The organism is Streptomyces dryopteridis, assembly GCF_049606955.1.
Classification (GTDB): Bacteria; Actinomycetota; Actinomycetes; order Streptomycetales; family Streptomycetaceae; genus Streptomyces.
Genome location: NZ_CP187113.1, coordinates 3,171,966 through 3,191,549, shown reverse-complemented (window position 1 = coordinate 3,191,549; position 19,584 = coordinate 3,171,966). Strand labels below are relative to the sequence as shown.

The window sequence follows — 19,584 nt, the reverse complement described above, 5'->3', positions numbered from 1 at the left end:
CGTCTTCCTCTCCCTTGCGGCACGCCCCATGACGTCCCCTCATTTCCCGGACAGCAGCGTCGCCGCCATCCCGATCACCACCGGAGCCACGCCCCACGCGAGGAAGGCGGGCAGAAAGCACAGACCCACGGGCACCGTCACCAGGACCTCGGCCCGGGCCGCCCGCGCCACGGCGCGCCGGCCGCGTTCGGCCCGTATGGACTCGGCGATCCGGCCCACCGCCTCGGCCGCCGGAGCCCCGCTGCGCGCGGCCCGCTCCAGACAGCCCGCCAACCGCGCGGCCCCGGGCCGCGCCCCCAACCCGGCCCAGGCCGCCGCCGGTTCGCCACCGAGCCGCAGATCGGCCTCGACCCGGGCGAAGGCCCGCCCGACCGGGCCGCCCAGCGCGCGTCCCACCGCCTCGGCCGCGTCCACCGGATCGGCGCCGGCGATCAGACAGGAGGCCAGGAGTTCGGCCGCGAGCGGAAGTTCACGCCCCCACCGATCCCCCTCTCTCCCCGCGCTGCCACCGACCCGGACACCGGCCCGCACCACCCTCGTCACACCGCTCACATCGCTCACCCCTTCGTCGCGCCGCGCAGGATGCGCCGGCACCACCAGATCCCCACACCTTCGAAGGCCCCGCCGAGCAGCAGGCAGGCCCAGCCGGGCGCCGTGTGCAGCAACACCCACAGCGGACGGGCCCCGAGGGCCGTCCCGAGGGCGAGGCCGAACGCGGGCAGGGCCGCCAACACGCCCACGGTGGTCCCCACGCCGGCCGACCGGGCCTCGATCGCCTCCCGTTCGTCCCGCTCGGCCCGCAGGGCCCGCTCGACCCGGTCGAGACCCCCGGCCAGGCCCGCACCGCCGTCGGCGGCCACCCGCCAGCACGCGGCCATGCCCGCCAGACCCCCGGCCCCCGGTTCCCGGGCCGCCTCCGCCAGGGCCCCGGGCACGTCCCCGCCGAAGGTCGCGGCCGCGAGGATCCCGGTGGGCACCGGCCACCGGGGCGGGTCCGGCGCCCTCGGCACGCCGGCCCGCTCCCACCGGCCCCGCACCCACGCCCACCACCCCACCGAACCAGGGCCGCACGGGCCGGGCCGGTCGCCCGACGGGCCCGGCGCCCCCGGCGGTCGCGCGGCGGCGACCAGCGCCCCGTCCGGTTGGGAGCCGGCCCGCAGTTCGGCCGCGACCGCCCCGCACAGATCGAGCACCGTGTCCTCACGGGCCCGCCGCAGCCTCGCCCCCGCCCGACGACGCCCGGCCGCCCGCAGGGCCGGCACGGCCAACAGCCCCGCCGCCACGGGCAGGAGGGACTCCCCGCACCACCCCACCGCCGCGCCCAGCACCGGCGCCGCCCACACGGCCCGAGTCCCCGGCCCCCCGGTGGCCCCGGCCCCGCGCCCCCGCCGGTCCACGACCCGCACCGCCCGGCCCGGGCCGGACGGCCGACGCGCGAGCCCGCCCGCGCCCGTCCCCCAGGCTCTGGCTCGGCGACCGGGCCAGAGGAGCGCCGCGCATCCGACGGCCCCGGCCACCGGCAGGGCCCACCCGCCGGTCACCGCCGACCGTCCAGCCTGGCCCGCAGCCGGTCCCAGCCCACGTCCCGGACGAACCCGTCCGGACCCCAGCTCAAGGCGGGCACGGTGCGCACCCACCCGGGGCCTTCCCGGGCGCGTTCCAGCAGGTGGATCTCGGAGAGCCGACGCCGGCCCCGCCGGTCGCGCACGAGGTGCAGCACCAGGTCCACGGCCGCCGCGAGCCGACTGTGCAACGCGGCCCGGTCCAGTCCGGCGCCGCTGCCGAGGGCCTCCAGCCGGGCCGGCACCTGCGCGGCCGTATTGGCGTGGACCGTGCCCGCGCTGCCGGCGTGCCCGGTGTTGAGCGCGGCCAGCAGGTCGGCGACCTCCGCGCCCCGCACCTCGCCGACGACCAGCCGGTCCGGCCGCATCCGCAGGGCCTGCCGCACGAGGTCGGTGAGGGTGACCAGGCCCGCGCCCTCCTGGTTCGCGGGCCGGGCCTCCAACCGCACCACGTGCGGGTGGTCCGGGCGGAGTTCGGCCGAGTCCTCGGCCACGACGATGCGCTCGCCGGGCCCCACGAGACCGAGCAGGCACCCGAGCAGGGTGGTCTTCCCGGTGCCCGTGCCACCGGAGATCAGCAGCGACAGCCGGGCCTCGACCACGGCCCGCAGCACCGCCTCCCCGCCGACGGGCAGGGTGCCCGCGGCCGTCAACTCGGCCAGGGTGAAGGCTCGCGGGCGCAGGACCCGCAGGGAGAGGCAGGTGCAGCCCACGGCGACCGGCGGCAGGACGGCGTGCAGTCGGGTGCCGTCAGGGAGCCGGGCGTCCACCCAGGGGCGGGCGTCGTCCAGCCGACGGCCGGCCGCGGCGGCCAGGCGTCCGGCCAGTCGGCGCACGGCCGCGGCGTCGGGGAAGGTGACGGCGGTCAGTTCCAGCCCGCGGCCCCGGTCCACCCACACCCGATCGGGGGCCGCGACGAGCACGTCGGTGACCTCGGGATCGGCGAGGAGCGGTTCGAGGGGGCCGGCGCCCACGAGTTCGGAGCGGAGCTCCGCCGTGGCCCCCAGGACCTCGGCGCCGCCGAGCATCGGGCCCTGGGCCCGCAGCGCGGCGGCCACCCGGGCCGGCGTGGGCTCGGCGCCCTGTTCGACGAGGTGCCGGCGGACGGCGTCCAGGAGTGGGGCGCTCACGCGGCGCGCACCTCCTCCGGTTCCCGGGGGCCGCGCAGCCGCGCCCACAGGGCTGTGGAAAACCTGGCGAGGGGGTCGCCCCGGCGGAATCCGGGACGCTCCCGGCGTCCGGGGTCCTCCGGCAGTTCCCCGGCCAGCGGCAGGCCGAGGGTCGCGGCGACGGCGCTCGGGGCGGGCCCCGCGCGGCCCCGGTCCCGGACCACGGCCCGCAGGTCGGTGACCCGGTCGCGCAGGGGTTGCGCGGTGCGGTGGGCGGCCGTGATCCGGCGGGATTCCGCGTCCGCCACGAGCAGCAGGAGGTCGAGGTGGTCCAGGGCCGCGAGGACCGGCCCGTCGGGGGCGCGCGGCAGGTCCACGACCACGCACCCGCCACGCCGGCGGGCGGCGTCGAGCACGGCGCCCATCGTGTCGGGGCGGATCGGCGGTCGCCGCTCGGGCCCCTCCCAGGTCAGGCAGCGGACCCCGCGTTGGGCGGGCAGGGCCTCGGCCAGGGCCCGGCTGTCGATCCGGCCGCGCACCCCGGCGATCTCGGGCCAGCGCAGCCCGGGGGCCGGGTCCCGGCCGAGGAGGGCACCGAGGCCCCCGCCGAGGGGGTCGGCGTCGATCAGGGTGCTGGGGGCGCGGTCGCGGGCGGCGGCGAGGGCGAGGGCCGCGCCCAGGGTCGAGGCCCCGGCGCCGCCGCTGCCCGCGAGGACGCCGACGGTGAGCGCGGGGCGGCCGGGCCCGTCGGCGAGGTCCGCGAGCCGGTCCAGGAGCCGGGCCTCCGCGGCCGGCAGGAACAGGACGTCCTCGGCCCCGATGGCGACGGCCCGCCGCCACAGGTCGGCCTCCTCGGCCGCGTCGACCGGGGCGGGGGCCACCATGAGGACGCCCTGGCGGCGGGGCCGACGGGGATACCGGTCGGCGGCGTCCGGGCCCGCGAGCACCAGGGGCGCGTCCCGCCAGGCCGCCGGCCCCTCGGCACCGCCGGGGTCCCCGGGGGGACCGTCGCGGTCGCCGCCCGCGATCCGAGGCTCCGGGCCGGCGACGGCGCACAGCCGCGCGAGGTCCTCGACGAGCGCGGGATCACGGGTCAGGATCAACGGCCCGGCGGTCGGGGCCGCGGGCCCGGCACCGGCGAACTCCGCGGCCCGCCCGTTCACGTTCGACTTCGATCGACGCACGATCTCCGCCCCCTTCACACGACAAATCCACCGTCACGGACTTCGCGACGCGGAATCACCCTGCCGGGGAACGGAAAAAGAAGTGGATCTTGAGTGAAATCTGTGGACAACCCACAGCCTGTGAATAACTTCCTCACCCCAACGAGCGAGTTCCCCCTGCGCCGCCGCGCGATTACCCTGAGTGACGGAAGTCGGGACGCGGGAGCCCGCGCGCCGAGAGTGGCGCCCTGGGGAAGGGGGGAACGAATGAGGCCGTCGAGGGCCCGAAGGAGGCGGCAAACCGCGTCCGGACATGCGACGACCCCCGCCGGGGGGGAGAGCGGGGGTCGTCCCCACGGTCCGACTCGGGGGGGGGAGGAGCCAGACCGGGTTAGCACGGTCGCGAACGATCCGTGACTTCCATGGTGTACCCGAGAGCCCTCTCAGGCAAACCCACGCGCCACACCTTACGCCGAATGGTGGGCGCATATGCTCGACCCGTGGAAAACCAGCCCTCGCCGCGCCCGCTGCCCCGCACCGCCGCCTTCTTCGACCTGGACAAGACGGTCATCGCGAAGTCGAGCGCCCTCACCTTCGGCAAGTCCTTCTATCAGGGCGGCCTGATCAACCGGCGCGCCGTGCTGCGCACCGCCTACACGCAGTTCATCTTTCTGGCCGGTGGGGCCGACCACGACCAGATGGAACGGATGCGGGAATACCTGTCCGCCCTGTGCAAGGGCTGGAACGTGCAGCAGGTGCGCGAGATCGTCGCGGAGGCGCTGCACGACCTGATCGACCCGATCATCTACGACGAGGCCGCCTCGCTGATCGAGGCCCACCACACCGCCGGCCGGGACGTGGTCATCGTCTCCTCCTCCGGGGCCGAGGTGGTCGAACCGATCGGCGCGATGCTGGGCGCCGACCGCGTGGTCGCCACCCGCATGGTGGTCGGCGAGGACGGCTGCTACACCGGCGACATCGAGTACTACGCCTACGGGCCCACCAAGGCCGAGGCGGTACGGGAGTTGGCCGAGTCCGAGGGCTACGACCTGGCGCGCTGCTACGCGTACAGCGACTCCGTCACCGACGTGCCGATGCTGGAGGCCGTGGGGCACCCGCACGTGGTCAATCCGGACCGGGCCCTGCGCAAGGAGGCCGTGGCCCGCGAGTGGCCCGTGCTGGTCTTCGACCGGCCCGTGCGCCTCAAGCAGCGCCTGCCCGGGTTCTCCATGCCCGCGCGTCCCGCCCTGGTCGCGGCGGCGGCGGTCGGCGCGGCGGCCGCCACGGCCGGGCTGGTCTGGTACGCGAGCCGTCGGCGGGCCTCCGCCTGACCTGCGGGAACCCGAATGTCCGATTCACGGGTGTTTGAAGCCAAAAGTAAAGAAAGAGGCCAGGGGTTTCGTTCGTCCCGGAATCGGAGTACAAAGGAGTCAACGGCCCGCGAGACCAAGGACATCCGAGAGGATCATCTTTAAAACGCAGCAAGGCCACACGGACCGCATTGCATGAACGCCGAGCACCCACGCGACGTCGACCCGTCGATTACGGGCCAGCCGCACCAGGGAACGGGCAGAGCTCCCGACCTGATGGGCAACCATCGAGGACGCTTGGTAACTCGACGCCCATGCCAGGCGGCGACACCACGAGCAGGACGGTGTCGCCGCGCTTTTTCGTCCCGACCCGGCCCGCCCGGGCTCCGGCCTCAGGCCGCGCCGCGCTGGAGCGCCTCGCACACCGCCGTGGACTCGCGCACCCCGAGCTCCACCGACCGCCCGCAGTGCGCGATCCACAGGGCCATGCCCTCCGGGGTCCCCGAGACGTAGCCGTCCAGGGCCGCGAGGTACGCGGCCCGCCCCTGCTCCGCGTGCCCCACCTCCGCCGGACAGATCGCCTTCGGGTCCAGGCCGCTGTTGATCAGCACGATCCGCTCGGCCGCCCGGGCCACCAGACCGTTGTGGGAGCCGAAGGGCCGCAGCGCCAGCAGTTCGCCGTGCACCACCGCCGCCGTCACCAGCGCCGGGGCCGCGCCGCCCGCGACGATCAGCCGGGACAGCCCGTCCAGCCGGGCCGCCACCTCCGCCGCGCCCGGCAGCGGGAGCTCGACCAGGGGCTCGTCGACCGATTCCCCGGCGAGCCGGGGCCGGCCCACGCGCTCCCCCTCGACGCCCGCGTCGGCGGCCGGGGCGCCACCGGCCGCCACCAGGTGCAGTCGGGCCAGCACCCGCAGCGGGGACTGGCGCCAGATGCTCAGCAGTTGCCCGGCCTCCGCCGTCAACCGCAGGGCCCCGCCCACCACGCGGGCCTCGTCGTCGGCCCCGAAGTCGGTGCGCCGGCGCACCTCCTCCAGCGCCCAGTCGGCGCCGGACAGCGCCGCGCTGCCGCGCGCCCCGCGCAGGGCCGCCTCACCGGTGATCTCGCCTGCGCGGCGTCGCATCACGCGGTGGCCGTACACCCGGTCCACGGCCTTGCGCATCGCGTCTACCGCGTCCGGCACCCCCGGCAGCGTGGCGAGGGCGAGCAACGGGTCCGCGGCGGCGGCCGGGGCGGGGGAGGCGGAGGAAGCGCTCATGCGAGCAGCCTACGCAGTCGCCCCCCGCCCCCAGGACCCCACCTTGGAGTGGTCTTCTTCACTCACCCCGGGCACGCACCGTCGCCGTGGTACTACGCTTGGTGAACATGAAGATCGCTTTCGTGGGCAAGGGCGGCAGCGGCAAGACCACGCTGTCCTCGCTCTTCATCCGCCATCTCGTCGCCAACGAGGCCCCGGTCGTCGCCGTGGACGCCGACATCAACCAGCACCTGGGCGCGGCCCTGGGTCTGACGGAGGAGGAGGCCGGGTCGCTGCCCGCGATGGGCGCGCACCTGCCGCTCATCAAGGAGTACCTGCGCGGCTCCAACCCCCGGATCGCCTCCGCCGAGACCATGATCAAGACGACCCCGCCGGGCGCCGGCTCGCGGCTGTTGCGGGTCACCGAGGACAACCTGATCTACGCGGCCTGCGCCCGGCCGGTGGAACTGGACGGGGGGACGGCCCGGTTGATGGCCACCGGCCCGTTCACCGAGTCGGATCTCGGGGTGGCCTGCTACCACTCGAAGGTCGGCGCGGTCGAGCTGTGCCTGAACCACCTGGTGGACGGGCCGGAGGAGTACGTGGTGGTGGACATGACCGCGGGCTCGGACTCCTTCGCCTCCGGCATGTTCACCCGCTTCGACATGACCTTCCTGGTGGCCGAGCCCACCCGCAAGGGCGTCTCCGTCTACCGCCAGTACAAGGAGTACGCGCGGGACTTCGGGGTGGCCCTGAAGGTGATCGGCAACAAGGTGCAGACCCCCGACGACATCGAGTACCTCCAGGACGAGGTGGGCGAGGACCTGCTGGTGACGGTGGGGCACTCGGACTGGGTGCGGGCCGTGGAGAAGGGCCGGCCGGCCCCCTTCGAGCTGCTGGAGGCGAGCAACCGGCTGGCCTTGCAGGCCCTGCAGGACGCCGCCGACGACTCGCACGAGCGGCGGGACTGGGAGCGCTACACCCGTCAGATGGTCCACTTCCACCTGCGCAACGCCGAGAGCTGGGGCAACGCGAAGGCCGGGGTCGACCTGGCGGCTCAGGTCGACCCCGGGTTCGTCCTCGGCGAGCAGCGCTCGGGACCGGTGGACGGGGAGCTCGTCAGCTCTCCTCGTCCGACCGCCCCTCAGCCGGCGTGACGGCGGCGGGCGCCGAGGACGAGGCGGGGGCGGCGGGCGGGCCGGCCGTCATGAACGCCTTCCAGCCCGTCTTCGGCGCCTGGCCGACCTCCAGGGTGCGCAGCCATTCCAGGCTCTTGGGGTCCTGGGCGTCGAGGTAGTCGGCGAGTTCCTTGAAGGGGACGCAGCGGACGTCCTTCTGGACGCAGACCGTCTTGATGGTCTCCTCGATGGCGCGCATGTAGGTGCCGCCGTTCCAGGACTCGAAGTGGTTGCCGATGATCAGGGGCGCGCGGTTGCCGTTGTAGGAACGGTCGAATGCCTTGAGGAGGCCGTCGCGCATCTGGTCGCCCCAGTACTGGTGCTGGGAGGGGTCGCCCTGGGTGGTGGTCCCGGACTGGTTGACCAGGTAGTTGTAGTCCATGCTCAGGGTCTCGAAGGCCCGTCCGGGCATGGGGACGAGCTGGAGCGGCAGGTCCCACAGGCCGTCGGTCTTCTTGGGCCAGATCTGCTTGGAGATGCCGCTGGAGTCGTAGCGGAAGCCCATGTCCTTGGCGGCCTTCATGAAGTTCTTCTGGCCTTCGAGACAGGGGGTGCGGGCGCCGATGAGCTCCTTGTCGTAGTCGAAGGGGAGCGCCTTCTCGTTCTTCAGGCCCGAATTCGACTTCCAGGACTTCACGAAGGACTTGGCCTGGTTGATCTCGCTCTTCCACTCCTCCACCGACCAGGTGCCGACGCCGCCGTCGGGACCGCAGAAGTGGCCGTTGAAGTGGGTGCCGATCTCGTTGCCCTCGAGCCAGGCGCCGCGGACCTGTTCGGCGGTGTCCTTGATGCCCTGGAGGTCGCCGAAGCCGATGTCGGAGCGGCCCGGGGAGTGCTGGGGCGCGGTGTAGAGGGAACGCTTCTCCTCCGGCAGCATGTACACGCCGCTGAGGAAGTAGGTCATGCGGGCGTTGTTGGCCTTGCCGACCTCGCGGAAGTGGGAGAACAGCTTCTGGCTGTCCTCGCCGGCGCCGTCCCAGGAGAAGACGACGAACTGCGGCGGCTTCTCGCCGGGGGCCAGCTTGCGGGCGGCGGCGGCCACGTTGGGCTGGAGCCCGGTGTACGAGGTCGAGCCGTCGCCGATCAGCTTGAGCACGCTGCCGGGGGCGGCCGGGGCGGCGGGCCCCTTGCGGGCGGCCTGCGGGCCGGCGCCGGTCGCGGGGCCGGCGCCGTCGGAGCCGGCGCAGCCGGCGGCTCCCATCGCCAGGGCCGTGGCGATCAGACCGGCGGCGACTCTCTTCGTGGCGGCCATGTTCCGCTCACCTCTTCCTCGGTGTTGCACGGGGCAGGGGACTTCCGGGCGCAACGTCCCATGCGGTCGGGTTTGAGGAAGATGTGACAAGCCGACCGAAATGCTTATTCACACGTGCGTGTTAATTACTAGCCCTTTTGCCTGCTTTGCCCATCATTCATCTTTACTCTCGATTACGGTTCGTTTACCGATTGTTGACCTCCCGCCGCTTCGTCCCTGCCACAGAGGAGACGGGACCCATGCCAGCCACCACCCCCCACACCACCTCGTCCACCCCGCCGAAGGCCACGCCCCGTCGCGGCCCGTTCGGCGCCGACCTCTCGGCCTCCGTGGCGGTCTTCCTGATCGCCCTGCCGCTCTCCCTGGGCATCGCGCTGGCCACCGGCGCGCCCCTCCAGGGCGGTCTGGTCGCGGCCGCCGCCGGCGGTATCGTCGCCGCCCGCCTCGGGGGCGCCCCCTTGCAGGTCAGCGGGCCCGCCGCCGGTCTGACCGTGGTCACCGCCGAACTCATCCAGCGCTACGGCTGGCGCACCACCTGCGCCATCACCGTCCTGGCCGGCCTGTGCCAACTCGGCCTGGCCTTCCTGAAGACCGCGCGCAACGCGCTGATGGTCAGCCCCGCGATCGTGCACGGCATGCTCGCCGGCATCGGCGTGACCATCGCCCTCGCGCAGCTGCACATCGTCCTCGGCGGCACCCCCCAGGCATCCGCCGTGGCCAACGTGATCGGCCTGCCGGACCAGTTGGCCGACCCGCACCCGGCCGCCCTCCTGGTCAGCGCCCTCACCCTGGCGCTGCTGCTGGCCTGGCCCCGACTGCCCGGGCGGGTGGGACGGGCGCTGCGCACCGCGCCGGCGGCCCTCGCCGCCGTGGCCGGGGCCACCGCCTTCGCCGCGCTCGCCGGGCTGCGACTGCCCCGGGTGGACCTGCCCTCCTGGAGCGGGCACGCCCTGCCGGAACTGCCCGAGGGGCCCGTGCTCGGGCTGATCGCGGCCGTCCTGACCATCACCCTCGTCGGCAGCGTGGAATCCCTGCTGTCCGCCGTGGCCACCGACAAGCTCATCGCCGCCGAACGCCGCACCGAGGACCGGCCCCCGCGCGCCGACCTCGACCGCGAACTGCGCGGCCAGGGCGCCGCGAACATCGTCTCCGGGGCGCTCGGCGGCCTGCCCATCACCGGGGTGGCCGTGCGCAGCGTGGCCAACGTGAAGGCGGGGGCGACCAGTCGGCGCTCCTCGATGCTGCACGGCCTGTGGATCGCGCTGGCCGCCGCCCTCCTCGTGCCCGTGCTCGACCTGATCCCGCTCGCGGCCCTCGCCGCGCTCGTGATGGCGGTCGGCGTGCAGATGGTCAGCATCACGCACCTGCGGACCGTCACCCGGCACCGCGAGTTCCCCGTGTACCTCACCACCATCGTGGCCGTGGTCCTCGGCGGGGTGTTGGAGGGCGTCGCCATCGGCGTAGCGGTCGCCGTCGCGGTGGCCCTGCACCGGCTCGCCCGCACCCGGATCACCGTGGACCGGCCCGAGGAGGGCACCCACCGGCTGCGCGCCCGGGGCCAGTTGACCTTCCTCGCGGTGCCCCGGCTGAGCCGCGCGCTGGCCCAGATCCCGCACGAGGGTCACGCCGTGCTCGAACTCGACGGCTCCTTCATGGACCACGCCGCCTTCGAGACCCTCAAGGACTGGCAGGAGGCCCACCTCGCGCACGGCGGCACCCTGGAGGTCACCGGCCGCGCCCTGCCCCCACCCGGCAAGGCCGGCGAATCCGGGCCCAAGGGTTCGCACCAGTGCTGCCGGCCCTGGACGCCGTGGCAGAACCACTGCGACCACCGGGCGCAGTCGCCCGCCGTCAAAGCCCCCGCCGAGGCCCCCGCGAGCTCCCCGGCCCCCGCCGCCCCCAGCCCGGCCGGCGCGGGTCCGGCGCCCCGGACCCCGCACTCCCGGCCGGGGGCGCACCGGCTGGCCAGCGGGATCGGCGCCTTCCAGCGCGACACCGCACCGCACGTGCGCGGCGAGTTGGAGCGACTGGCCCGCGAAGGACAGCGGCCCACCCAGCTGTTCATCACCTGCGCCGACTCCCGCGTGGTCACCAGCATGATCACGGCGAGCGGCCCCGGGGACCTGTTCACGGTGCGCAACGTGGGCAATCTGGTGCCGATGCCCGGGGAGGAGTCCGGGGACGATTCGGTGGCCGCCGCCGTCGAGTACGCCGTGGACGTGCTCGGGGTGGACGACATCACCGTCTGCGGGCACTCCGGCTGCGGGGCCATGCAGGCCCTGCTGTCCACCCCCGACGACGCCCCGTCCACCCCGCTGCGGCGCTGGTTGCGGCACGGCCGGCCCAGCCTGCGCCGGATGGCCAGTCGGCACCAGGCATGGGCCCGGATCTCGGGGCGGCTGCCCGCCGACGCCGTCGAGCAACTGTGCCTGACCAACGTGGTGCAGCAGTTGGAGCACCTCCGGGCGCACCCGTCGGTGGCCCGCCGGCTCGCCGAGGGCACCCTGGAGCTGCACGGGATGTACTTCCACGTGGGCGAGGCCCAGGCATACCTGCTCACGGAGGGACCCGATCCGCTCGACTGCCGCGTCTTCGACAGTGTGAATCCGCGACCGCGCCGCACCGACGTGCCGGTGGGCCGCGGCTGAGCCCGCCGGCCCCCGCCCCGGGGGCCGCGAAGGTGACGAACTCCCCGGTCCGGGGCGGGACGGGCCGCGCCCGGCGCGGCCCGGTCGGAGCCCCGCGCCGGCTCCGGCGGAGCCCCGTGACCGCGGATCCCCGGCCACGGCCGAACCGCGCGTGACCGCGATCCGTGCCACCGTATGACCCCTTCCCGCGCCCCGGCGCGGGAAGGGGTCGCGGTGCGTCGCCCCCCGGGACGTGCCCTCTGACCCCCTATAGGTCTAAACCAATATTCGGGCAAGCCCTTGTCACCTGGCCTTCCGACTGGTGAGCTATGCCCGGGGACGCAACGGACACCCTGGGAAAGGGAGAAGTCGTGAGCAACGAAAGCCTGGCCAACCTGCTCAAGGAGGAGCGACGGTTCGCACCGCCCGCCGATCTGGCGGCCGCCGCGAACGTCACCGCCGCGGCGTACGAGGAGGCCGAGGCCGATCGACTGGAATTCTGGGCCACGCAGGCCCGGCGGCTGAACTGGGCCGTCGAGCCCACCGAGACCCTCGACTGGAGCAATCCGCCGTTCGCGAAGTGGTTCGCGGACGGGAAACTCAACGTGGCCTACAACTGCGTGGACCGCCACGTGGAGAACGGCCTCGGCGACCGGGTCGCCATCCACTTCGAGGGAGAGCCCGGCGACAGCCGCTCCCTGACCTACGCGGAGCTGAAGGACGAGGTCTCCCGCGCCGCCAACGCCCTCACCGAACTCGGTGTCGAGGCCGGCGACCGGGTCGCGATCTACCTGCCGATGATCCCCGAGGCGGTCGTCTCGATGCTCGCCTGCGCGCGCGTCGGCGCCGCGCACTCCGTGGTCTTCGGCGGCTTCTCCGCCGACGCCGTCGCCTCCCGCATCCAGGACGCCGACGCCAAGATCGTCATCACCGCCGACGGCGGCTACCGCCGGGGCAAGCCCTCCGCGCTCAAGCCCGCCATCGACGAGGCCGTGGCCAAGTGCCCGCAGGTCGACCACGTGCTCGTGGTGCGCCGCACCGGCCAGGACACCGCCTTCACCGAGGGCCGCGACCTGTGGTGGCACGAGGTCGTGGGCCGGCAGTCCGCCGAGCACACCCCGGTCGCCTTCGACGCCGAGCACCCGCTGTTCATCCTGTACACCTCGGGCACCACCGGGAAGCCCAAGGGCATCCTGCACACCTCGGGCGGCTACCTCACCCAGGCGGCCTACACCCACAACGCGGTCTTCGACCTCAAGCCCGAGTCCGACGTGTACTGGTGCACCGCCGACATCGGCTGGGTCACCGGCCACTCCTACATCGTCTACGGGCCGCTCGCCAACGGCGCCACCCAGGTCATGTACGAGGGCACCCCGGACACCCCGCACCAGGGCCGCTTCTGGGAGATCGTGCAGAAGTACGGCGTGACGATCCTCTACACGGCGCCCACCGCGATCCGGACGTTCATGAAGTGGGGCGACGAGATCCCCGCCAAGTTCGACCTGTCCTCGCTGCGCCTGCTCGGCTCGGTCGGCGAGCCGATCAACCCCGAGGCGTGGATCTGGTACCGCAAGCACATCGGCGCGGACCTCACCCCCATCGTGGACACCTGGTGGCAGACCGAGACCGGCGCCATGATGATCTCCCCGCTGCCCGGCGTGACCGAGACCAAGCCCGGCTCCGCCCAGCGCGCCCTGCCCGGCATCGCGGCCACCGTCGTGGACGACGAGGGCCACGAGGTCCCGAACGGGGGCGGCGGCTACCTCGTCATCACCGAGCCCTGGCCCTCGATGCTGCGCACCGTCTGGGGCGACGACCAGCGGTTCGTGGACACCTACTGGTCCCGCTTCCCGGGCACCTACTTCGCCGGCGACGGCGCGAAGAAGGACGAGGACGGGGACATCTGGCTGCTGGGCCGGGTGGACGACGTGATGCTGGTCTCCGGCCACAACATCTCGACCACCGAGGTCGAGTCGGCCCTGGTCTCGCACCCCTCGGTCGCCGAGGCCGCCGTGGTCGGCGCCGCCGACGAGACCACCGGGCAGTCCATCGTGGCCTTCGTCATCCTGCGCGGCACCGCGGACGCCGAGGACCCGGCCCTCGTGGCCGACCTCCGCAACCACGTGGGCGCCACCCTCGGCCCGATCGCCAAGCCCAAGCGGGTGCTGCCGGTGGCCGAGCTGCCCAAGACCCGCTCCGGCAAGATCATGCGCCGCCTGCTGCGCGACGTGGCCGAGAACCGCGAGCTGGGCGACGTGACCACCCTCACCGACTCCTCGGTGATGGACCTGATCCAGGCCAAGCTGCCCGCCCAGTCCTCCGAGGACTGACCCCCGTTCACCCCCTCAGGGCATCCGGAGCGCGAGCGCGCGCCGGATGCCCTGAGGGCGTTTAGGGTGAGGATCACCTGATACGACCGCACGCACCCTGATAAAATTAAAGAAGCGTCAACAATTGACGTTCGAACTCGACGGCGGCGGACCCCGGTCCACCGCCGTACCGCAGTCCACAGGGTGCGCCGGGAAGTCTGGTCGGCAAGTCGTTTCGCCATGCCGTCGACCACCCTCGGAGGTGCCCCTCGTGGCCACGCCCACCCCCGGCCGCAAGCTGCTCGGCCGTCTCTCCCTTCCCGAGCGCCGCTTCGTCGCCGACGCCCTGCGAACCGAGACGGTCGGCGGAGTCCTGCTGCTGGTGGCGGCGATCGCCGCGCTCCTGTGGGCCAACATCCCGGCCCTCGCCGACAGCTACGAGACGGTCCGCACCTTCCACATCGGACCCTCCGCCCTCGGCCTGGACCTCTCCATCCAGCACTGGGCCGCCGACGGCCTCCTCGCGATCTTCTTCTTCGTGGCCGGCATCGAGCTCAAACGCGAACTCGTCGCCGGCGACCTGCGCGAACCCAAGGCCGCCGCCCTCCCCGTCATCGCCGCCCTGTGCGGCATGGCCGTGCCGGCCCTGGTCTACGTCCTCGTCAACGTCACCGGCGACGGCTCACTCGGCGGTTGGGCCGTCCCCACCGCCACCGACATCGCCTTCGCCCTCGCCGTGCTGGCCGTCATCGGCACCTCCCTGCCCTCGGCCCTGCGCGCCTTCCTCCTCACCCTCGCCGTCGTCGACGACCTCTTCGCCATCCTGATCATCGCCGTGTTCTTCACCAGCGAGATCAACTTCCCGGCCCTCGGCGGAGCCGTCGTCGGCCTGGCCCTGTTCTGGTTCCTGCTGCGCTCCGGCGTCCGGGGCTGGTGGATCTACGTGCCCCTCGCCCTGGCCATCTGGGGGCTGATGTACAACAGCGGCGTGCACGCCACCATCGCCGGCGTCGCCATGGGCCTGATGCTGCGCTGCACCCGCGACAAGGAGGACGAGCACTCCCCCGGCGAGCACATCGAGCACCTCGTGCGCCCGATCTCCGCCGGCCTCGCCGTCCCCCTGTTCGCCCTCTTCTCCGCCGGCGTCTCCCTCTCCGACGACTCCCTCACCGCCGTCTTCACCCGCCCCGAGACCCTCGGCGTCGTGCTCGGCCTCGTGCTCGGCAAGACCGTCGGCATCTTCGGCGGCACCTGGCTCGCCGCCCGCTTCACCAAGGCCGAGCTCAACGAGGAACTGGCCTGGCCCGACGTGTTCGCCGTAGCCTCCCTCGCCGGCATCGGCTTCACCGTCTCCCTCCTCATCGGCGAACTCGCCTTCGCCGACGACCCCCTGCTCACCGACGAGGTCAAGGCCGCCGTCCTCCTCGGCTCCCTCATCGCCGCCGTCCTCGCCTGCGTGCTCCTCAAGCTCCGCGACCGCCGCTACCGCGCCCTGACCGAGGCCGAGGAACTCGACGAGGACCAGGACGGCATCCCCGACGTCTACGAGCAGGACAAGCCCGAATACCACCTCCGCATGGCCGCGATCCACGAGACCAAGGCCGCCGAACACCGCCGCCGCGCCGAACTCGCCGCCCGAACGGCCGACGGCGCGCACACGCCCGGGTCCTCCGCCGGCGCCGACGGTCCGGCATGATCTGACAACAGATCCGGACCGATCCGGATCGGTCGCGCGAGGACGGCGATCGCGCGGACCGCGAGGGACGAGGACCACGAGTGTGAGGGAGTCAGCGATGAGCGCAGCGGACCCGGGTACCGGCACGACGACGAAGGCGGGCACGGGCACGGCGGCCGGCGCGGGGGTCGAACGGACCCTCGGTCAGCTCGTCGCGTCCGCCACCGCCGAGATGTCCGCCCTGGTGCACGACGAGATCGCGCTCGCCAAGGTCGAGATCCGCCAGGACGTCAAGCGCGCCGGCATCGGCAGCGTCGGCCTGATCATCGCGGGCGTGCTCGCGCTGTTCTCCCTGCCGGTGTTCACCTTCGCCGCCGCCTACGGCATCCACAACCTCGGCCTGGGCCTGGCCTGGTCCTTCCTGATCGTCGGCGGCGCCATGGTGCTGCTCGGCCTGCTGGTCGCGCTGTTCGCCGTGTCCAAGCTCAAGAAGGTCAAGCCGCCGCAGAAGTCCATCGCCTCGGTGAAGGAGACCGCCGCCCTCGTCGGCACGGTCAAGCCGCACCCGCGCCCCGTCAGTGACCAGGCCGTGGGTGTGGCACGCTCGTCCTCATGACTGCCACCCCGTCCGACCCCGGCCACGCGACCCCGCCCACGGCCGCCACGGCGGTCCTCCTCGACGGCCCCTGGACCCACCGGGACGTGGCCGCGAACGGGGCCCGGTTCCACGTGGCGGAGTTGGGCGAGGGACCCCTCGTCCTCCTCGTGCACGGGTTCCCGCAGTTCTGGTGGACCTGGCGGGAGCAGCTCGTCGCGCTGGCCGAGGCCGGCTTCCGGGCCGTCGCGCTCGACCTGCGCGGGGTCGGCGGCAGCGACCGCACCCCGCGCGGCTACGACCCGGCCAACCTGGCCCTGGACATCACCGGCGTGATCCGCTCCCTCGGGGAGGCCGACGCCGCCCTGGTCGGGCACGACCTCGGCGGCTACCTCGCGTGGACGGCCGCCGTGATGCGCCCCAAGCTCGTCCGGCGCCTGGTCGTCTCCTCGATGCCGCACCCGCGCCGCTGGCGTTCGGCCATGCTCTCCGACTTCGCGCAGAACCGCGCCGGCTCCCACATCTGGGGCTTCCAGCGGCCGTGGATCCCCGAACGCCGGCTCCAGGCCCACGAGGGGGCGCTGGTGGGCGAGCTGATCCGCGAGTGGTCGGGCCCGCGCGAACCGGACGAGGAGACCCTGGAGGTCTACCGGCGCGCCATGTGCGTGCCGTCCACCGCGCACTGCTCGATCGAGCCCTACCGCTGGATGGTGCGGTCCCTGGGACGCCCCGACGGTTTCCAGTTCAACCGCCGGATGAAGCGGCCGGTGCGGGTGCCCACCCTCCAGATGCACGGCGCGCTGGACCCGGTGATGCGCACGCGAACGGCGGCCGGGTCGGTGGAGTACGTGGAGGCGCCCTACCGTTGGCGGCTGTTCGAGGGGCTGGGGCACTTCCCGCACGAGGAGGACCCGGTGGCGTTCTCCACCGAACTCGTCGAGTGGCTGCGGGATCCCGAACCGGACCGCTGAGCCCGCGCGGGTCCGGGTGCGGCCGTGTGAGGGCGGCCGATCCGGGCAGACGCGTCGTGTCGGGGACGAGGATCGCTCGCGGAGCCGGCGGTTCCGCGTCCGGTCGGCCGGGCCCCGATCCAACGCACCGTCCGATTCCTCGGACCCCACCCCGAAAACCGGGGTGGTTGGTGACGGTTCGTCCGGAATGCCCCCTCCGCTTCGTACACATGCCCGACGCATAGGCCAATCGAGGACGCCGGCGGCGGTTACCGACCATGGGCCGGGGGCATCCGTCGGGTATGGGTTGGACGCACGACTACGGTGACTCCACACGAGCACATCACCCGGCGACGCCGCCGGAACCCCGGGATCGCTCCGGCCGCCACGGCCCGACCGATCCCCGTCTGGGCATCTCGCGCATCCTCCGCCGCCGCGCCCGCTGGGTCTCCGCCCGGCTCCGGCACCAGCGGACGTAGGACGCGCGGGGCGCGCGCCCCCTCCGGTCGCCGCCGCGCTCCGGCGGCGACCCCTCACACTCCCCTGAAGTCGGCCCGCGCCGGCCCCGTCAGAGGGCGCAGCCCTGACTGTCGGCGCGCCCGCGCGCGGTCAGGCCCGCGCGCACGTCGTCGCGGACCTCGTCGGCGGTGAGGGCGTACCCGGTGTTCGGGTCGTCCAGGGACTTGGCGAAGACCACGCCGTACACCTTGCCGTCCGGGGTCAGCAGCGGCCCGCCGGAGTTGCCCTGCCGGACCGTGGCGTACAGCGAGTACACGTCACGGCGGACCGTGCCCCGGTGGTAGATGTCGGGGCCGTTGGCGTTGATCCGGCCGCGCACCCGGGCCGGGCGCACGTCGTAGGAGCCGTTCTCGGGGAACCCGGCCACGATGGCGTCGCTGCCGCCGTTCGCGTCCTTCTCGGTGAACTCCAGCGCCGGGGCCTTCAGCTTCGGCACGTCGATGACGGCGATGTCGCGCTCCCAGTCGTAGAGCACGACGGTGCCGTCGTAGAGCCGGCCCTCGCCGCCGATCTGCACGGTGGGTTCGTCGACCCCGCCGACCACGTGGGCGTTGGTCATGACCTTGCCGGGGGCGAACACGAAGCCGGTGCCCTCCAGGACCTTGCCGCAGCTCGGCGCCGTGCCCACCACCTTGACGATGGAACGCTTCGCCTCCTCCGCGACGGGCCCGCCGGCCAGGGCCGGGTCGGGCGGGCGGACCTCGGTGATCGGCTCGTTGGAGAAGGGGCTGAACACCTGCGGGAAGCCGTTGCGGGCCAGGACGGAACTCCAGTTGGAGAACCAGGTGTTCGCCTGCGCGGGCAGTACCCGGGAGACCCCCAGCAGCACCTTGGAGTTGCGGACCTCCTTGCCCACCGTGGGCAGCGAGGTGCCCGCGAGGGCCGAGCCGATCAGCCAGGCCACCAGCAGCATCGCCACCACGTTGACCAGGGCGCCGCCGGTGGCGTCGAGGGCGCGCGCCGGCGACCAGGTGATGTGCCGGCGCAGCCGGTTGCCGAGGTGGGTGGTGAACGCCTGCCCGATGGAGGCGCACACGATGACCACGACCACGGCGGCGATCACGATCGGGGTGGACACCCGGGTGCCGTTGTCGGTGACCTCGTCCCAGACCAGGGGCAGCAGGGAGATGGCGATCAGGCCGCCGCCGAGGAAGCCGATCACCGACAGCACGCCGACGACGAAGCCCTGGCGGTAGCCGATCACGGCGAACCACACGGCGGCCAGGAGGAGCAGGATGTCCAGCACGTTCACGTGGGTCACCGTCTCACGCGCGGGAATCGAGCGGGACCCGGCGTGAGGTGTCCCACGGGCGTTCCCAGTGCGCGTGGTGCAGGATCCGGTCGATCAGCCCCGCCGTGAACCCCCAGACCAGGGCCGAGGCCACCTCGAAGGCGGGGCCGGTGTGGCCGTTGGGGTGGATCGCGGTGACCCGGTTGGCGGGGTCGGCGAGATCGGCGACGGGCACGGTGAACACCCGCGCCGTCTCCCCGGGGTCCACGGCCGTGATCGGGCTGCGGGTGTGCCACCAGCCGAGCACCGGGGAGACCACGAACCCGCTGTGCGGGATGTACAGGCGGGGCAGCACGCCGAACACGGCGACCCCGGCCGGGTCCAGCCCGGTCTCCTCCTCCGCCTCCCGCAGCGCAGCACGCACCGGGCCGGGACCGGCCGGGTCGCCGTCCTCCGGGTCCAGGGAGCCGCCCGGGAAGGAGGGCTGGCCCGCGTGCGAGCGCAGGGTGCCGGCGCGTTCCATCAGCAGCAGCTCGGGGCGGGGCGGCTCGCCGGGGGCGGCGCCGTCACCGAACAGGATCAGCACCGCCGACTCGCGGCCCGCCCCGTCGGCGGGCGGCAGGAAGCGGCTGAGCTGCCCGGGGCGCAGCGAGGCCGCGGCGTGGGCGACCGGGCGCAGCCAGTCGGGCAGCTCGACACCGTCCGGGGCCGCGGGCGTGCCCGGGGGCGTGCCGAGGGTGGTGTCCGTGGTGGTCGTCTCGTCGCGCGCCGCGCGTGTCATGTGCTCCCCGTTCGTCATCGTCCCTGTGAGCGGCAACGCGGCGCGGGGGCGGAATCGTTCCGCTCGAACCCGCCGGGCCCGGACC

General features: G+C 73.6%; 15 protein-coding genes. 7 read left to right on the top strand and 8 right to left on the bottom strand.

All coding sequences use genetic code 11. The annotated features are described in order from the left end of the window. Positions 1-39 precede the first annotated feature (39 nt). The 4 genes from ACN20G_RS13620 to ssd all read right to left on the bottom strand — a co-directional run bounded on the left by ACN20G_RS13620 (position 40) and on the right by ssd (position 3,855). Positions 40-552 (bottom strand): type II secretion system F family protein, encoded by a 513-nt coding sequence (locus ACN20G_RS13620; RefSeq protein WP_424213036.1) that lies wholly within the window; start codon positions 550-552, stop codon positions 40-42. 5 nt (positions 553-557) lie between these two features. Then, a complete protein-coding gene (locus tag ACN20G_RS13615; RefSeq protein WP_424213035.1) occupies positions 558-1,343 on the bottom strand; it encodes a type II secretion system F family protein in 786 nt (261 codons plus the stop codon). Between the two features lie 194 nt (positions 1,344-1,537). After that, positions 1,538-2,692, bottom strand: coding sequence for a TadA family conjugal transfer-associated ATPase (locus ACN20G_RS13610; RefSeq protein WP_424213034.1), 1,155 nt, complete (start codon positions 2,690-2,692; stop codon positions 1,538-1,540). Then, complete coding sequence (ssd, locus tag ACN20G_RS13605; protein WP_424213033.1) at positions 2,689-3,855, bottom strand: septum site-determining protein Ssd; 1,167 nt, start codon at positions 3,853-3,855, stop codon at positions 2,689-2,691. Before ssd ends, ACN20G_RS13610 begins: the two co-directional genes overlap by 4 nt. A 455-nt stretch (positions 3,856-4,310) precedes the next feature. Here ssd and ACN20G_RS13600 point away from each other — a divergent pair, with 455 nt between their 5' ends. Continuing rightward, positions 4,311-5,165: an HAD family hydrolase gene (locus ACN20G_RS13600; RefSeq protein ID WP_424213032.1), complete on the top strand. Its 855-nt coding sequence runs from the start codon at positions 4,311-4,313 to the stop codon at positions 5,163-5,165. A 371-nt stretch (positions 5,166-5,536) separates the two neighbouring features. Here the strand turns inward: ACN20G_RS13600 and ACN20G_RS13595 are convergent, their stop codons facing one another. After that, positions 5,537-6,403 carry an oxidoreductase gene (locus ACN20G_RS13595; RefSeq protein ID WP_424213031.1) on the bottom strand — a complete coding sequence of 289 codons (867 nt, stop codon included), beginning with the start codon at positions 6,401-6,403 and terminating at the stop codon, positions 5,537-5,539. Between the two features lie 107 nt (positions 6,404-6,510). Between ACN20G_RS13595 and ACN20G_RS13590 the strand changes: the two genes are divergently transcribed. Further along, entirely contained in the window at positions 6,511-7,539 is a 1,029-nt protein-coding gene (locus tag ACN20G_RS13590; protein ID WP_424213030.1) for an ATP-binding protein, read from the top strand. Here ACN20G_RS13590 and ACN20G_RS13585 read toward each other — a convergent pair. Then, positions 7,502-8,812 (bottom strand): hypothetical protein, encoded by a 1,311-nt coding sequence (locus tag ACN20G_RS13585; protein WP_424213029.1) that lies wholly within the window; start codon positions 8,810-8,812, stop codon positions 7,502-7,504. The two genes, ACN20G_RS13590 and ACN20G_RS13585, sit on opposite strands and share 38 nt — an antisense overlap. 239 nt (positions 8,813-9,051) lie before the next feature. Between ACN20G_RS13585 and ACN20G_RS13580 the strand changes: the two genes are divergently transcribed. The 5 genes from ACN20G_RS13580 (at position 9,052) to ACN20G_RS13560 (ending at position 16,989) form a co-directional block, all read left to right on the top strand. Continuing rightward, positions 9,052-11,460 carry a bifunctional SulP family inorganic anion transporter/carbonic anhydrase gene (locus tag ACN20G_RS13580; RefSeq protein WP_424213028.1) on the top strand — a complete coding sequence of 803 codons (2,409 nt, stop codon included), beginning with the start codon at positions 9,052-9,054 and terminating at the stop codon, positions 11,458-11,460. A gap of 308 nt (positions 11,461-11,768) precedes the next feature. After that, positions 11,769-13,769 (top strand): acetate--CoA ligase, encoded by a 2,001-nt coding sequence (gene acs / locus ACN20G_RS13575; protein WP_424213027.1) that lies wholly within the window; start codon positions 11,769-11,771, stop codon positions 13,767-13,769. Between the two features lie 250 nt (positions 13,770-14,019). Continuing rightward, on the top strand, positions 14,020-15,444 hold the full coding sequence (gene nhaA / locus ACN20G_RS13570) for a Na+/H+ antiporter NhaA (RefSeq protein ID WP_424213026.1): 1,425 nt from the start codon (positions 14,020-14,022) through the stop codon (positions 15,442-15,444). Between the two features lie 97 nt (positions 15,445-15,541). Then, positions 15,542-16,039 carry a phage holin family protein gene (locus tag ACN20G_RS13565; RefSeq protein ID WP_424213025.1) on the top strand — a complete coding sequence of 166 codons (498 nt, stop codon included), beginning with the start codon at positions 15,542-15,544 and terminating at the stop codon, positions 16,037-16,039. Further along, the gene (locus ACN20G_RS13560) at positions 16,036-16,989 is read left to right on the top strand and encodes an alpha/beta fold hydrolase (protein ID WP_424213024.1); all 954 of its coding nucleotides are present in this window, start codon (positions 16,036-16,038) and stop codon (positions 16,987-16,989) included. The genes ACN20G_RS13565 and ACN20G_RS13560 overlap by 4 nt, the downstream gene beginning before the upstream one ends. A gap of 547 nt (positions 16,990-17,536) precedes the next feature. Here the strand turns inward: ACN20G_RS13560 and ACN20G_RS13555 are convergent. Both ACN20G_RS13555 and ACN20G_RS13550 read right to left on the bottom strand, forming a co-directional pair. Continuing rightward, the gene (locus ACN20G_RS13555; protein WP_424213023.1) at positions 17,537-18,739 is read right to left on the bottom strand and encodes a MarP family serine protease; all 1,203 of its coding nucleotides are present in this window, start codon (positions 18,737-18,739) and stop codon (positions 17,537-17,539) included. Positions 18,740-18,752: 13 nt separating this feature from the next. Beyond that, entirely contained in the window at positions 18,753-19,499 is a 747-nt protein-coding gene (locus tag ACN20G_RS13550) for an NUDIX hydrolase (RefSeq protein WP_424213022.1), read from the bottom strand. Positions 19,500-19,584: the final 85 nt, after the last annotated feature.

Coding starts and splice junctions, on each gene's coding strand:
- ACN20G_RS13600 (WP_424213032.1), top strand. CDS start 4,311: ATGGTGGGCGCATATGCTCGACCCGTGGAAAACCAGCCCTCGCCGCGC.
- ACN20G_RS13595 (WP_424213031.1), bottom strand. CDS start 6,403: ATGAGCGCTTCCTCCGCCTCCCCCGCCCCGGCCGCCGCCGCGGACCCG.
- ACN20G_RS13590 (WP_424213030.1), top strand. CDS start 6,511: ATGAAGATCGCTTTCGTGGGCAAGGGCGGCAGCGGCAAGACCACGCTG.
- ACN20G_RS13585 (WP_424213029.1), bottom strand. CDS start 8,812: ATGGCCGCCACGAAGAGAGTCGCCGCCGGTCTGATCGCCACGGCCCTG.
- ACN20G_RS13580 (WP_424213028.1), top strand. CDS start 9,052: ATGCCAGCCACCACCCCCCACACCACCTCGTCCACCCCGCCGAAGGCC.
- acs (WP_424213027.1), top strand. CDS start 11,769: ATGCCCGGGGACGCAACGGACACCCTGGGAAAGGGAGAAGTCGTGAGC.
- ACN20G_RS13565 (WP_424213025.1), top strand. CDS start 15,542: ATGAGCGCAGCGGACCCGGGTACCGGCACGACGACGAAGGCGGGCACG.
- ACN20G_RS13560 (WP_424213024.1), top strand. CDS start 16,036: ATGACTGCCACCCCGTCCGACCCCGGCCACGCGACCCCGCCCACGGCC.
- ACN20G_RS13550 (WP_424213022.1), bottom strand. CDS start 19,499: ATGACACGCGCGGCGCGCGACGAGACGACCACCACGGACACCACCCTC.